Source organism: Pseudoalteromonas sp. 11L1, assembly GCF_055397545.1.
Genome location: NZ_AP041141.1, coordinates 1,635,048 through 1,649,134 on the forward strand (window position 1 = coordinate 1,635,048; position 14,087 = coordinate 1,649,134).

Here is a 14,087-nt window from a genome sequence, read left to right on the forward strand (position 1 = left end):
TGTCATTTATCTAACTTTAAAAACTGGCTCTAAAAGATGTCCTTTAAAAACATCATATAAATTTTGTGTTTCTATTGTATTTTTTAAAATAAAAATAACTTCATCGTATGCATTAAGTAATTTTTCTATATCATCATGTGTATGGGCATAGCTAAGGTTATGACTACCACCAATTAAAATACCTCTAGAGCACATCTCTTGAATAAATAAAGATTTTAGCTCTAATGAGGAGTATTTTTGAGTGTCTTTAATAATAATAAAAGACCATGACGGATGACCTGCAGTGCTCAGCCAATCTTTTACTTTGTGTTTTTCTATTAATTTATTAAGCTCACAAATTAATTTTTCACCTAAAGTGTGAATATGTGTCAGTACTCTTTCTTGCTGCATTTTTTTTAATGTTGTTTTTGTAGCAATTAAAGACATGGTTTCGCCCGCAAAGGTACCGGAGAAGAAAATATCTTCCATCAATGACATTATTTTTTGTTTACCTACGACAGCTGAGATAGGGAATCCGTTTGCCATGCCTTTGCCAAAGGTTGCTAGGTCGGGTGTAATATTAAATAAGCCTTGAGCACCATGTAGATCGAACCGAAAACCGGTAATTGTTTCGTCAAAAATTAGTACAGAGCCATGTTTTTTACAAAGTGCTTGTACTCCTTGAAGAAATCCCGTTTCTGGAAAGGAGACATTCATTGGCTCCATAATTACAGCTGCAAGCTGTTCAGGGTATTCAGTAAAGAGCCTTTCTAATGAGCTAAGATCATTGTATGTAAACGCATGGGTAAGCGCTCTAACACATTCAGGGACACCTAAATTTCTGGTTGTTGAGCCAATATACCAATCTTGCCAACCATGATAACCACAGACAGCAACATGCTCTCTTTTTGTATAAGCTCTTGCTAGTCGAATAGCAGCAGATGTTGCATCACTGCCATTTTTACCAAAACGCACCATTTCAGCGCAAGGTATTAGCTTTGTGAGTTCTTCGGCGACTTCCATTTCTAATCTATGAGGAAGGGAGAAAGTGATCCCTGAGCTAAGCTGGTCTATAACAGCTTGATTTACATCAGCATCACAGTAGCCTAAAGAAACAGAAAGTAAGCCATTCACAAAGTCAATATACTCATTATTATCTGCATCCCACACTTTAGAACCGAAACCTCGTTCAATAAATAAAGGTGCTGCATTCTGTGGGAACGCAATTCTACTCTTACTAAAAGTTTGGGAACCTAGAGGAATGGTTTTTTCAGCTCTATGTAGCCACTCCGCTGAATTAGTGTAATTATTCATAGCCTTCTTCTTTATCTTTTTTTAATGATTTAACCATTCCCTCATTTCGAGCAATTTGGGGGTTTAATAAGTTCAGCTCTGGTTTATGTGATAACAATTCCAGTATATCTTGATAATTAAAATTAGGCTTTTTTACATATAAATTTTCATATATTGATGAAATCAACTCAAAGTCTTTGGGTTCGTCAACAGTCCATCTATAGGCAGACAGGTCTTGCTCACTTTGGATATTCTGTAACTTATACTTATCAGGGTGACTTGTTATATAAGGTGTTACGTGTTCTAACTCAGAAGGCTTTTCTGCATATTTATAAGCGTTGTGTAAGGCCTTCTTACTAATAACTTCAATATCGAGACCATCAGGGTATGTGGCTACTAAGCAGTTTGAAGTATAATCATTGTTGTTTTTTAAATGACTATTAATGACATAGTCCATGAGCTCAGGGTCAATCACTGGGCAGTCAGCTGTTATTCTAACGATAGCATCACAAGGGTAATTGAGTTCAGCATGAAAGTACCGGCTGAGAACATTGCTTAAACTTCCTCTAAAGCATAATAAATTATTCTCATTGCATAACTGTTCAATAATGTCGTCACTTTCATCAGTACTTGTGACAATAACTAGGTTGTCTACCAACTTGGCTCGTTGTACACGCTTAGCTTGTTGAATAAACATAGGTAAACCTTGGAGATTCTTTAAAACTTTATTAGGTAAGCGTGTTGATCCTGTCCTAGCTTGCATGAAAGCATTTATCATATTTTTAATCCTAGCGCTTAATTAACCAAGCCATTGCGATGGATTGATTAATGCTAAATTACTTGAAGCTAAAGAGGCTAAAACGTCATCCGAGGGGAGTGTAAGCTTTTTTGCGACGCAGTAGCTGTCTATTAATTGTGTTAACTGTTCTTGTGAGCAACACCCTATAATTGCATTTTCGATATGAGGGGCTTTTTGCGCAATAATTGCTAATGCGAAAGTTAGCCGATTGCAGCCTAATTCATTAATAACACAATTATACTGAGAAAACTCATTATTAAACTGTGAAAAATAAGCGTTATTTTGAATCATTGGCTCTAATAAAAGCCCTTGTAAAAATATCGAGCGAGCGTGAAGCTTTATATTTTTTTCTATTAGCTTATCGATGATTTCAGGTTGTATAAAACGTTGATCTAACCAATTTACAGGAGCTTGAACCAGATCTAAATTAAACCTTTCACTAAGTAATTCAAGCTCTTTAGGGTTATAAACAGAAACACCTATTCGCTTAACTATGCCTTTGGCTTTTAACTGCTCTAGCTGCGAAAAATAATCTTCCCCTGAACTGCTTAAAAGCAACTCACAATTATGAAATAACACTGCATCAATTGACTCACAGTTCAGATTTTTTAAGCTTTTTTCTACCTGCGCGTGAATATTTTCACCTGATACTTTAGTAACAATAGATAAAGCTTGGCTTAAACCCGATTGACCAATATTACTCTCGCTACTACCATAAGCCGATGCCGTATCAACAACTGTTATACCAGCGTCTAGTGCGAGGCTGAGTATTCGTTTAACCTCATCAGTTTTAACCTGTCCGACAGTATTACTAATGCCATAATCTAAACCAAATTGGGCGGTTCCTAAAGCGATTTTCATAGTTGTTCGGCTAGTGTTTCTATTATGAAATTTTGTTCTGAATTAGTTAATTCAGGATGCAAAGGTATAGTGAGAGCGCAACTGTAATATTTTATTGCATTTGGAAAGTCATTTGCCTTAAAGCCAAGCTCTTTATAATAAGGTTGTATATGAATTGGAATATAATGCAAATGACTCGTTATGCCTCGCTCTCTTAAACTACAGATAAGAGACTCATGTTTTACAACTGCGTCACCAGACAAGGTTAAAATATATAAATGGTAACTAGAGTAGCTTTGTTGTGATTGAGTTAAATGATTAATAGGCAAGTCTTTTAATTTGCTAGAATAGACTTTAGCCAGCTGGTTGCGCTTTGTAACAAATTCATCGAGCTTTGAAAGCTGGCTAAGGCCTAATGCCGCTTGCAACTCAGTCATTCTATAATTAAAGCCGAGTTCAATTTGCTGATAGTACCAAGGGCCATGACTTGGTTCGGTCATTTCACTCGGGTTGGCTGTAATTCCATGGCTACGTAAACGCTCCATTCTTTTAGCAAGTTGTTTATTGTTTGTTACCGCCATGCCTCCTTCAGCTGAGGTGATTATCTTGACTGGATGAAAGCTAAATACGCAAATATCTGAAAACTCACAACTGCCCACTGGGCTGCCTAAATATTTTGCACCAATAGCATGTGAAGCATCTTCAATAACCTTAAAGCCATATTCAACTGCAAGTTGATATATAGCCTGCATATCACATGATTGACCTGCCATGTGAACCGGGATGACTACCTTTGGTAAACGATTATTTTCTTTAGCAATAATAAGTTTTTTTTCTAACTCATTAGTGCACATATTCCCTGTTGCTACATCAATATCCACAAAATCTATTTGAGCACCACAGTAAAGTGCACAATTTGCAGAAGCAACGAACGAAATAGGGGAGGTCCATACAATATCGTCTTTCCCTACATTTAACGCTAAACATGCAATGTGCAATGCCGATGTGGCACTGTTTGTTGCACATGCATAGGTGCTGCCACAATATTTCGCAATGGCTTGCTCAAAAGCGGGGACTTTAGGGCCTTGCGTTAACCAGTCGGATTTTAAGACATCAACTACTGCGTCGATGTCTTGTTGAGAAATAGCTTGTTTGCCGTAAGGGATCATGGAGTAATAACTTTTAAACTAATGCTTCAATGTTGAAGGCTTCAATTTCTTCAATCGTCATGTAATGAGGGTTGTTTAAAGAGTTATATTCAAAACCTTGCTGAACTTTTTTTCCCTTTTCATCAAGCGCATTTACTGTAAAGTCATTACTACGACTGCTAAATTTAATGCCTGGTGCAATAACAAAGTGATCGTTATATTCATAGGTTTCAAAACACAGATCGGCAGGGCACATAACCTCATGAAGTTTCTCGCCTGGGCGAATACCAATAATTTTAATAGGTAATTCAGGAGCCATTGCTTTTGCTAGGTCAGTAATGCGAATTGATGGAATCTTAGGTACGAAAATTTCACCACCCAACATGCGCGCGAAATTTGTTAAAACAAAATCAACGCCTTGTTGAAGGCTTATCCAAAAACGGGTCATTTCATCATGAGTGATAGGAATATGATCACGACCTTCATTAATAAACTTTTGGAAAATAGGCACAACGGAGCCTCGCGAACATACTACATTACCGTAGCGCACCACTGAAAAAGTGGTTTTATGGCCGCCAGCAATGTTGTTTGCCGCTACAAATAATTTATCTGAAGCCAATTTAGTGGCACCGTATAGATTAATCGGGTTGGCTGCTTTATCCGTAGAGAGAGCTATGACTTTTTCAACGTTATTATCAAGTGCTGCATTAATAACGTTTTCTGCACCATTTATGTTGGTTTTTATACATTCCATTGGGTTGTATTCAGCGGCAGGTACCTGCTTAAGGGCTGCAGCATGGATAACGTAATCAACGCCACGCATTGCGCGATTTAGTCGTTCTTTATCTCGAACATCGCCAATAAAGTAGCGCATGCAAGGCTGATCAAAATCTTGCTGCATTTCAAACTGCTTTAGCTCGTCACGAGAAAAGATAATAATTTTTTTGGGGCTGTACCGTTCTAATAATGTTTTTACATACTTTTTACCGAACGATCCTGTTCCACCTGTTATTAAAACTACTTTTCCATCAAACATGTGATTTTCTCCACAGCTAACCAGCCTAATATTGCCAAATCTATTTTAAAAGTTAGATTTATACTTATTTACAGCTTTTTTATTTTTTTGATTACCAACTATTTTAACCGCTAATAGTTGCTTTTGATTATCTATTTTAACAGATAGCTGTTCTATTAGGTTAATTAAAAACTCAAGTTCAGTAGCTGAATAATGAGTTTTTTCTCTAGAAAGTGAGCTACTTATGTGAATATCAAGTTTATTATGAATATTCAGCGCTTGCTCAATATCCCAATCTTCTGAGTCAGCAATCAAACTTACTAGATCATTGCAATATGCTCTAGTCTCACTATCTTTAACTTGTGAGTTTGTAACCCGCTTTAAAGACATTATAGTTGTGGTTCTCTTTGTTCAAATGGAATTGCTTCCCAACCTGATTTTATTTCCTTAATCAAGGTAATTACTTCATCAATTTTTTCTATATCGTTCTCGAGGTTTGCGGTTAGTAAGCATCGCTGACAATAATCATATAAAGAGTCTAAGTTAGTTGATACTTCATTATTATGTTCAAAATTTAATACTTGCTGCAAAGCACCAAGTAGCACAATACAATCAGAGATTGCGTTGCCTTTTTTTTCTAACTCTTTACGTTCAATAAACCCTTTAGCAGCTGATAACTTACCAACAATATTAACAAACACGAGTTTGACTTGATCATAAGGCGTCATTTCTTTAACGCTGCTAACTGTAATTTGACGGTATTTATTGATTGATGCGTGCGCCATAGGTAATTCCTTAAATTTTAATTACATGTGTAGAACCTTAAGCAAGTTTAGTTCCAACATAAGTTTGACTATTACTTATCGGCCAAAACAGTCACACCTTTAAGTAATAATAGCAGTTTTTATGAGTTTCTTCTGTGTGAAATCGTATCATTACTGGTGGCAAAAATGTGTTAGGTAATTCATCCTAAGTGGGTAGTCCGTTATAAATAGTTAAAGAGTTATTAGTTATAAAGTATTGACTTTTCAGGCGGTGTGTCTGTTTTTTGGCGTTAATGTCAAAAAATCGCCGCTATTACTTGCATCCAAATCCAACTGGCTTACAATTTGGTTAATAAAACAAATTAGTGAAATAAATGGCTCGCTAAAAAATGATCTTAATTTTAGATAATAATAATAATCGCTCTATTGGATTATATGCATCGCTTACTTTTATTGGTGAGGCGGTACAGTTGCAAACAGAAGCTGACTTTGAGCAGGCATGTAGTCACTATCAAAACAAAGAATGTATTGTGGTGTTAGGGGCGCTGCAATCTTTAGATCATGAAAGTTTAATTAAACGCTATCCAACATTTCCTTTTTTACTGATTGGTGAAACGCTCAAACCGCTACTGAGTCTCGCCAATGTTGTTGGACTAATTTGTGAGCCATTTACTCATGAAGTTACCACTCAGTTACTCCATGATTGTCAGCAATATCAGCGTATGCTGCCTCATGAGCATCAACATAATAAAGAAAAAAGCACCTTTGATGGCCTTGTAGGTGAAACCAAAGCTGTAAAAGATTTACGCTTTTTAATTACTCAAGTTGCTAAAACCGATGCCAACGTGCTTATTTTAGGTGAGTCGGGCACGGGTAAAGAAGTAGTTGCTCGTAATGTGCATCTGCTTTCTAAGCGTAACAAAGGCCCATTTGTACCAGTAAACTGTGGGGCAATTCCTGCGGAGCTACTAGAAAGTGAACTATTTGGCCATGAAAAAGGTGCATTTACCGGGGCTATTTCAGCACGTAAAGGCCGGTTTGAATTGGCGCAAGGTGGCACGCTATTTTTAGATGAAATAGGGGATATGCCGCTGCAAATGCAGGTCAAGTTACTGCGAGTACTACAAGAGCGTAGCTATGAGCGCGTTGGCGGTACCAAAGCGATTCAAGCCGATGTACGTGTTATTGCTGCAACCCACCGTGATCTTGAAAGCATGATTGAAAAAGGCTCATTCCGAGAAGACTTATACTATCGCTTAAATGTTTTTCCTATTGAGAGTCCATCACTTGCTCAACGTGCAGAAGACATCCCTTTGCTACTTAAAGAGCTAATGCGCCGCGTAAATGAGCAAAGCGGTACTACGGCTAAGTTTACAGAGCGTGCTATTGAAAGTTTAAAAGAGCATTCTTGGCCAGGTAATATTCGTGAGCTCGCTAACTTAGTTGAGCGTATGGTTATTATGTTCCCAGACAAGGTGGTGGATGTTCCTGATTTACCTAATAAATACCGCTACATTGAAGTTGAAGCCTATGAGCCACAGTACCCAGAAGAACTGATGGAGCGTGATGCGTTTAATGATATTTTTAGTGGCGGATTCAGCGAAGACGAAATAGACCTCGAAGATGATTTTGCTCAAGCGGCACCCGGTTTATTGCCCGATGAAGGTATTGAGCTTAAGGAGTACTTAGCCGAGCTTGAAATTAACTTAATCACCCAGGCATTAGAGCGCTTTGATTACGTTGTTGCCCGTGCTGCTGAAGTACTAGGCGTAAGGCGAACCACACTGGTCGAAAAAATGAAAAAGTATAATCTTTCTAGGGATTGATTAAAACCGCTAATAAATTGAACTGTAGTTAATAAAGTTCTATGTTATTTTTAATTTTGGCTTTAAAACTTGATTTGCCTCCCATTAAATAGTGACAATTTAATGGTGTGCGGTGCTCTTTTTCTTATTGTACACTCCTAAGTTAATGAATAATCTAGCATGTGTTTTATGCAGGTAACGCTTTCTATACAAAGTAAAGTAAAATAAGGTTAAAAATGAACGAAGCAATCGATGGAAATAGAATGTATGGGTGGGCAAAGGAGCTATTTCCAATCAATCGAAGCCTTACAGGTGATGGTGTAAGAGAAACATTGAGATATATCAAACAGTTTGTACCGGAACTGGTTGCACATGAGGTTCCTTCAAATACTATCGCTTTTGACTGGAAGGTACCGCAAGAGTGGAAAGTAAATAACGCATACATAATTGATCCTAATGGTAATAAAATATGCGATTTTAAAGTTAATAACCTACATCTAATGGGTTACTCAGAGCCTGTTAATAAGACACTTTCTTTAAAAGAATTACAAGCCCACCTTTACAGTATAGAGGATATGCCTGACGCAATACCATATGTTACATCATACTATGAGCGTAATTGGGGATTTTGTCTTAGTCACTCTCAACGTTTATCTTTGACTGAAGGTAGTTACCAAGTTGTTATAGATACAAATTTATTCAATGGGCATTTAACGTATGGAGAGTTTGTTTTACCTGGAGAAACAGAAAATGAAATTTTGCTTTCTACATACATATGCCATCCTTCTTTAGCTAATAATGAATTATCTGGACCAGTTGTTTGTATGGCATTAATTGAGCAACTTAAATTAATGACTGACCGTAGATATACTTACAGAGTTTTATTTTTACCAGAAACCATAGGATCAATAGTTTATATTTCAAAACATTTAAAACGTTTGAAAAAGCATCTGAAAGCTGGATTCATTGTCACATGTGTCGGTGATGAAAGAGAGTACTCTTACCTAAGTTCACGCAACTCTCGTACTTTAGCCGACAGAGCAGCACTAAGTGCTTTAAAGAATTTAGTTGGTAGTTTTAAACAGTATTCTTTTCTTGAGCGCGGTAGTGATGAGCGTCAATTTTGCGCTCCTGGTGTTGATTTACCTGTATGTTCAATTATGCGGAGCAAATACGGGGAATATCCCGAATATCATACATCATTAGATGATCTTACATTAATTACACCTGCTGGATTAAGAGGTGCTGCAGATGTAATTGTTGGCGCTATTCAATTATTAGAAAAAAATAAAGTATATAAAGCAACTAATTTATGTGAGCCGCAACTTGGTAAAAGAGGATTGTATCCTAATACGAGCAATATGCAGCAAGATTATACTCAAGTAAAAATGCTCACTAATTTACTAGCTTATGCAGATGGAGGTAGTGATTTATTAGAGCTTGCTGATAAGATTCGAGCTAATATTTTTGAGCTTTTACCTTTAGTTGAATCTCTCGAAAAAGCTGGTTTAATCAAAGTTCAAGACTAAATAGGGTAGAAGGAGCGCATAAATGCGCTCTTTTGTTAGTTTAATTTAATTACAGCAACATACCAATTGTAAGCTAATCCGAACCAATCCATTTTTATTTCTGCGCATTCACAATATTGTGAAATATTTGAAAAGCAGCTCAAAAAATCATCTTTATCTTCAAAGCGACGCATGACTTGACCATTGCGAACTCCGAAGTAATCATTTTTAATTCTCACATACCCTTTTTCGAGCTCTTCACACGATTCGTAAATAAAAGCTGAAGCCGTTGGAACAGATACGATTAGATAGCCTTTTGGCTTTGTTACTCTTACGAATTCATCAATATGTTTTTGATAATCAAAACTTTCAGAACTCATATAATAACTACTATTCCAAGAGATTAAATAATCAAACATATTCGCTTCGAATGGGATTTCTTCGCAGCTACCTATTCGTAAGTCTAATTCTTGGCCTTTAAACTCCTTTCTTTCAGAGGCATTATTTACGATATCTTTTGTGATTTCTACCCCACTACTCAATAAACCAAGTCTATTAAAAAGAGGGAAATTACGGCCATCACCAAAACCTACATCTAAAATTTTCTTACCTTGAAAATTTTTATCTAGAAACTCTAACTTTGGAAATTGCCCTAAAAAAATTCTAATAACTGCTTCTGGTGGGTAGGCTATTTCTGTGTTTTCAGCATATATGCTATTCCATGATTTATCTCTATCATACTTCATTGTAGTATTATTACCTTTATATAGGGTTAGGTATAATGTTTAACACTTAAGATAACATTTCATAAATACGGTTTACAATATTTATAGGAATATCTAGCTGCCAAGGTTATTAATAGTGGCTTGTATTTTGCTTTATACTTGAAAGCTAGTAAAAACTTTAAGTATGGCAATGTTCATCGACTGGTCTTCGAGTAGAGGCAAAATAAGCGCACTTTTAAGTAGTGCTCCAATTATTAAAAGGTATTAGTGATGAAGTATCCAAAAATACTAGAATGCACTTTAAGAGATGGAAGTTATGAAATTGACTTTCAGTTTTCTAAAAATGATACAGTTGGTATTTGTAGTGCACTAGATTACTGTGGATTTGAGTTAATAGAAGTTGGTCATGGTGTCGGTCTAGGTGCTTCAGAAAGAGGTATAGGAGTTGCTCTTGAGACTGATGAAGTCTATATGAAAGCAGCGTCTGAGAGTGTAAAAAAAGGTAATTGGGGGATGTTTGCAATTCCGGGGATTGCAAATTTAGAACATCTTACGTTAGCTGAGTATCATGGAATGGATTTTGTTCGCTTAGGTTCTACAATATCTGATTTTAAAAAGTGTGAAAAATTTATAAGCTCTGCGAAAAATAAAAGTATGCTCACATACGTCAATTTCATGAAGTCGTATACTGTTTCGCCTAGCAAGCTGGCTAAGGCTGCAAAGGCTGCTTTTGAAATTGGGGCTGATGCTGTTTATGTAGTGGACTCAGCAGGCGGAATGCTACCACAAGAAGTAACGGAGTATGTTCAAGCAATACTTGCTGAATGCCCTAGTCTAACAGTTGGATTTCATGGGCATAATAATTTGGGGTTAGGTGTGGGAAACGCTCTTGCCGCTATCAATGCTGGTGCTGAAATTATTGATTCGTCACTGCAAGGATTTGGACGTAGTGCCGGTAATACAAGTACAGAACAAATTATAGGGTGCTTGGCTCGTATGGGATTGGAGGGAAAAATAGATCCAATACAAGTAATGGATTTAGGTGAAGAACTCATAAAACCTTTGATTAATAAAAATGGTCTTTCATCTATTGACACTATATCAGGGATGTCATTATTCCATTCTAGTTATATGCCTATAATTTTTGAAATGTCACAAAAATATAAAGTTGATCCAAGGCATTTAATTATTTCTGTTTGTAAAGAAGATACTTGCAATGCACCTGAAGAAATGGTTGAAAGGCATGCAATTGAGCTGTTAAAAATACAAAAGGCAAAAGGGTATTGGAAGCCGAGTTATAAAAATTACCATGTGAATGAGCAAGTAATTCTATGATAAAAGAACTATTTAAGTCAGCAGAACAACACTCTTTTGCAATAATACAAGGTACTCAAAAGATTACTTATTTAAATTTTGAGAGTCAGGTAATGTTTTATATGAATCAGTTAACTAAAGCTGGTGTAAGTCAAGGTGATAAAGTAGCTCTAGAGCTCGAAGATAAATTGGAGTTTTTTGTAATTCTTGTTTCATTGTTCACATTAGGTGCAAAGGTCTTACCATTATCAGCTAACTACAATGAATGTTATAAATGCACATTGCTGGACATCTTTAACCCTGACAAAGTAATTAACAATGTTGGCGAATTTGAAGAATACATACCCGAAAAAAAAATGAATAGCTTTATCTATAAGGATAGTTCGAATAATGCTCAGGTTATTACCTTTACTTCAGGGACTACAGGTACACCAAAAGCGGTATGCCACGACTTAAAAAGCTTACTTGTTTGCGCTGAAGCGTTTAACAAACATAATGAAATCGGTTGTGAAGTTAAGATGTTGCATGTGATGCCTTGTTTTTACATGGCTGGTATTCTTAACACTTTTTTATGTCCATTAATAGCTGGTGGATGTGTCATTTTAAGTACAACCTTCTCGGCTAGTAATGCCGCAACTATCTTTAAGAATTTTGCTAAATATAGAGCAAATGCTATTTGGCTAAGCCCTTCAATGTTAGCCCTTTCATCTAAAATGACAACCGATAGAGATGCTATAGGCTGGGTAAGTGATTGCGCAGCAAAGATATTTATCGGTACTGCGCCTCTTATGCAAAATACAAAAAAAGAGTTTGAGCATAAATTTGCACATGAAGTTTTAGAAAGTTATGGCACAAGTGAGCAGTTGTTTATATCTTGTGCGAAAGTCGGTGAAGGACATTTGGACGGAGTTGGTCGGTGTCTGGATCTTGTAAATGTAACTTTTTCTGATTCGAACGAAATACTAATTGATTCTCCTTGGGAGATGCTTGGCTACTTAAACGCTGACTCAGAGTGCCCTGCTACAGGTGATATTGGAAAGTCATCATCAGGGGTTTTAAGCATAACTGGACGTAAAAAAGATATTATTATTAAAGGTGGAATTAATATAAGTTCGAGGTATATAGAGGATGTTAGTTTGAAGTATGCTGGTATTATGGATGCTGCAGTAGTTGCAAAGCCCCATGATTTTTGGGGTGAAGTGCCAATATTATTTCTTTTATCAGAGCATGATTTAAATATTAAATCTATAAAGGCGTGGTTGGGTACCTTGTTACCTTCAGAGTTTCTTCCTGAAAAAATAATTGTTTTGAAAAGCTTTCCTACTTCAGTCACGGGAAAAGTAATGAAAGCAAAGCTAATCGAAAAGTACTTAATATGATTATTGGATTCTCCCATCTTACTTGGAATTCAGCTTTTGTTGAGCGAGATATCTCTAAATTTAAAGAGTTAGGATATGAATCGGTATTTGATGAAAAAGAGTTAGAGAATAACTATTCAAAAAAGGATTTACTTGCTTCCTATTCTGCGAAACATGATATTAAATTACTTAAACGAAGTGATTCATATGACATTGAGATTATTAATCACCATAGTAAAAACATGAATGTACAAAATCGTTTATTTTACAGTGACTCAATGATGACTATTTTGATACCATCAGGTTGTTTTGCAAAGGAAATTGATTTTTGGTGTGGGCTAGGTTTCAAAGAAAGTGGAAATTGCCTAAGGTTATCTAGACCTGTAAAAACATGGAACCTCGATATCTCTTTTGTTTCAACGGAACAAGATCTTGTAGAACAAAAACTGGATCTACAAGGCTTTACATCAATTGCATTTATAGTAAAAGATTTAGCTCTGTTTAAGAGTAAACTAAAAAATAAAGTAATTTGGATTTCTGAGATATTTACTCTTGAAGTTAATGAACAGAAGATGGATATACTCCTATTTAAAACTCCCTCAGGGGTAATAATAGAACTCATCGAGGTATTAAAATGAAAATAACAGATTTAACAATGTTGCTTGAAGAGGGGATGCAAACATTTGCAGCTCATTGGCACCCCTTTTTTGAATCAACTCAGTTAGGACGACACGGAATTGAAAATAGAGAAACGCGAAAAATTGTATTAGGTACACACACTGGAACTCACATAGATGCCCCAAGGCACTTTATTGCTGATGGTGAAACAATTGAAAATATACCATTAGCTCAATTAAATGGGCCTGCACGGGTTATTGACTTTTCGAATCTTGCAGATAAACATGAAATTACTAAAGATGAGTTGACATTAGCTTTAGGTTCCCAGTGTCCGGTTCGCCTTGTTGCCAGGTTTGACTGGGATTTAAAATTAAACACTAATGAATACTACACAGACCATGCCTTTTTTTCTGAGGATGCTTGTCAATGGCTGGTAGATAATGGGTGTAAGCTTATCGCCCTAGATACCCCTCAGCCTGACAACCCTTTAAATGGAAGAGGGGCAGAAAAGGATGCACCTAACCATAAAATACTGCTTGGTGCAGGTGTTGTTATCGTTGAATATTTAATTAATATTCGTTCGATTGAGAGCGAAGAATTTACGCTTATCGTCGCACCCTTAAAAATTAAAGGTGGCGATGGGGCTCCAGTTAGGTGTTTTGCAATTGAGTAAGAGTAATGAAATGCTAGTAAAAGAAAAGCTAGTGCAGTGGTTTGTTTCCAAAAGCCAGATGGAAAATATTGATACAACGTTAAATTATTTTGAATCCGGTTATATTGATTCATTTGACGTGCTGATGTTAATAGAGTTCTGTGAATCAAGCTTCAATGTAGTGCTTAATGAGATACATTTTGAAGATAGAAGGTTCTCTTCAATTGATGGGTTGGTTGATATTTTAAACGATTTACAGGTGCAATGAA

Annotated in this window: 15 protein-coding genes; 7 read left to right on the forward strand and 8 right to left on the reverse strand. The window is 36.3% G+C overall.

Going from position 1 to position 14,087, the window contains the following annotated elements; all coding sequences use genetic code 11:
* Positions 1-6 precede the first annotated feature (6 nt).
* The 7 genes from ACZ5WS_RS07535 to fliS are packed head-to-tail and all read right to left on the reverse strand — an operon-like array spanning position 7 to position 5,859.
* On the reverse strand, positions 7-1,293 hold the full coding sequence (locus ACZ5WS_RS07535) for an aminotransferase class III-fold pyridoxal phosphate-dependent enzyme (RefSeq protein WP_138605285.1): 1,287 nt from the start codon (positions 1,291-1,293) through the stop codon (positions 7-9).
* Positions 1,286-2,050, reverse strand: a complete 765-nt coding sequence (locus ACZ5WS_RS07540; protein ID WP_138605286.1) for a cytidylyltransferase domain-containing protein — start codon at positions 2,048-2,050, stop codon at positions 1,286-1,288. The genes ACZ5WS_RS07535 and ACZ5WS_RS07540 overlap by 8 nt, the downstream gene beginning before the upstream one ends.
* Positions 2,051-2,071: 21 nt before the next feature.
* A complete protein-coding gene (locus ACZ5WS_RS07545; protein WP_138605287.1) occupies positions 2,072-2,932 on the reverse strand; it encodes an aldo/keto reductase in 861 nt (286 codons plus the stop codon).
* Positions 2,929-4,080 (reverse strand): UDP-4-amino-4,6-dideoxy-N-acetyl-beta-L-altrosamine transaminase, encoded by a 1,152-nt coding sequence (gene pseC, locus ACZ5WS_RS07550; protein WP_464711414.1) that lies wholly within the window; start codon positions 4,078-4,080, stop codon positions 2,929-2,931. The genes ACZ5WS_RS07545 and pseC overlap by 4 nt, the downstream gene beginning before the upstream one ends.
* Before the next feature lie 13 nt (positions 4,081-4,093).
* Positions 4,094-5,095 (reverse strand): UDP-N-acetylglucosamine 4,6-dehydratase (inverting), encoded by a 1,002-nt coding sequence (gene pseB / locus ACZ5WS_RS07555; protein ID WP_138605289.1) that lies wholly within the window; start codon positions 5,093-5,095, stop codon positions 4,094-4,096.
* A gap of 45 nt (positions 5,096-5,140) precedes the next feature.
* Positions 5,141-5,464, reverse strand: a complete 324-nt coding sequence (locus ACZ5WS_RS07560) for a hypothetical protein (RefSeq protein WP_171039588.1) — start codon at positions 5,462-5,464, stop codon at positions 5,141-5,143.
* Positions 5,464-5,859, reverse strand: coding sequence for a flagellar export chaperone FliS (fliS, locus tag ACZ5WS_RS07565; protein WP_109874274.1), 396 nt, complete (start codon positions 5,857-5,859; stop codon positions 5,464-5,466). Before fliS ends, ACZ5WS_RS07560 begins: the two co-directional genes overlap by 1 nt.
* Positions 5,860-6,227: 368 nt before the next feature.
* On the opposite strand from fliS, the gene ACZ5WS_RS07570 reads away from it, so the two are divergent.
* Entirely contained in the window at positions 6,228-7,664 is a 1,437-nt protein-coding gene (locus ACZ5WS_RS07570) for a sigma-54 dependent transcriptional regulator (protein ID WP_198523544.1), read from the forward strand.
* 215 nt (positions 7,665-7,879) lie between these two features.
* A complete protein-coding gene (locus tag ACZ5WS_RS07575) occupies positions 7,880-9,172 on the forward strand; it encodes a DUF4910 domain-containing protein (RefSeq protein ID WP_212751290.1) in 1,293 nt (430 codons plus the stop codon).
* A gap of 35 nt (positions 9,173-9,207) precedes the next feature.
* On the opposite strand, the gene ACZ5WS_RS07580 is transcribed toward ACZ5WS_RS07575, so the two are convergent.
* Positions 9,208-9,897 carry a class I SAM-dependent methyltransferase gene (locus tag ACZ5WS_RS07580; RefSeq protein WP_138570510.1) on the reverse strand — a complete coding sequence of 230 codons (690 nt, stop codon included), beginning with the start codon at positions 9,895-9,897 and terminating at the stop codon, positions 9,208-9,210.
* A gap of 249 nt (positions 9,898-10,146) precedes the next feature.
* Here ACZ5WS_RS07580 and ACZ5WS_RS07585 point away from each other — a divergent pair, with 249 nt between their 5' ends.
* Genes ACZ5WS_RS07585 through ACZ5WS_RS07605 form a run of 5 tightly spaced genes read left to right on the forward strand, consistent with a single transcriptional unit; the run spans position 10,147 to position 14,086 of the window.
* Positions 10,147-11,211: a 4-hydroxy-2-oxovalerate aldolase gene (locus ACZ5WS_RS07585; RefSeq protein ID WP_178956418.1), complete on the forward strand. Its 1,065-nt coding sequence runs from the start codon at positions 10,147-10,149 to the stop codon at positions 11,209-11,211.
* The gene (locus tag ACZ5WS_RS07590; RefSeq protein ID WP_198523542.1) at positions 11,208-12,569 is read left to right on the forward strand and encodes a class I adenylate-forming enzyme family protein; all 1,362 of its coding nucleotides are present in this window, start codon (positions 11,208-11,210) and stop codon (positions 12,567-12,569) included. Before ACZ5WS_RS07585 ends, ACZ5WS_RS07590 begins: the two co-directional genes overlap by 4 nt.
* Positions 12,566-13,186: a hypothetical protein gene (locus ACZ5WS_RS07595; protein WP_138605294.1), complete on the forward strand. Its 621-nt coding sequence runs from the start codon at positions 12,566-12,568 to the stop codon at positions 13,184-13,186. Before ACZ5WS_RS07590 ends, ACZ5WS_RS07595 begins: the two co-directional genes overlap by 4 nt.
* Positions 13,183-13,839 (forward strand): cyclase family protein, encoded by a 657-nt coding sequence (locus ACZ5WS_RS07600; RefSeq protein ID WP_178956416.1) that lies wholly within the window; start codon positions 13,183-13,185, stop codon positions 13,837-13,839. Before ACZ5WS_RS07595 ends, ACZ5WS_RS07600 begins: the two co-directional genes overlap by 4 nt.
* Complete coding sequence (locus ACZ5WS_RS07605; protein WP_178956415.1) at positions 13,832-14,086, forward strand: hypothetical protein; 255 nt, start codon at positions 13,832-13,834, stop codon at positions 14,084-14,086. Before ACZ5WS_RS07600 ends, ACZ5WS_RS07605 begins: the two co-directional genes overlap by 8 nt.
* Position 14,087: the final 1 nt, after the last annotated feature.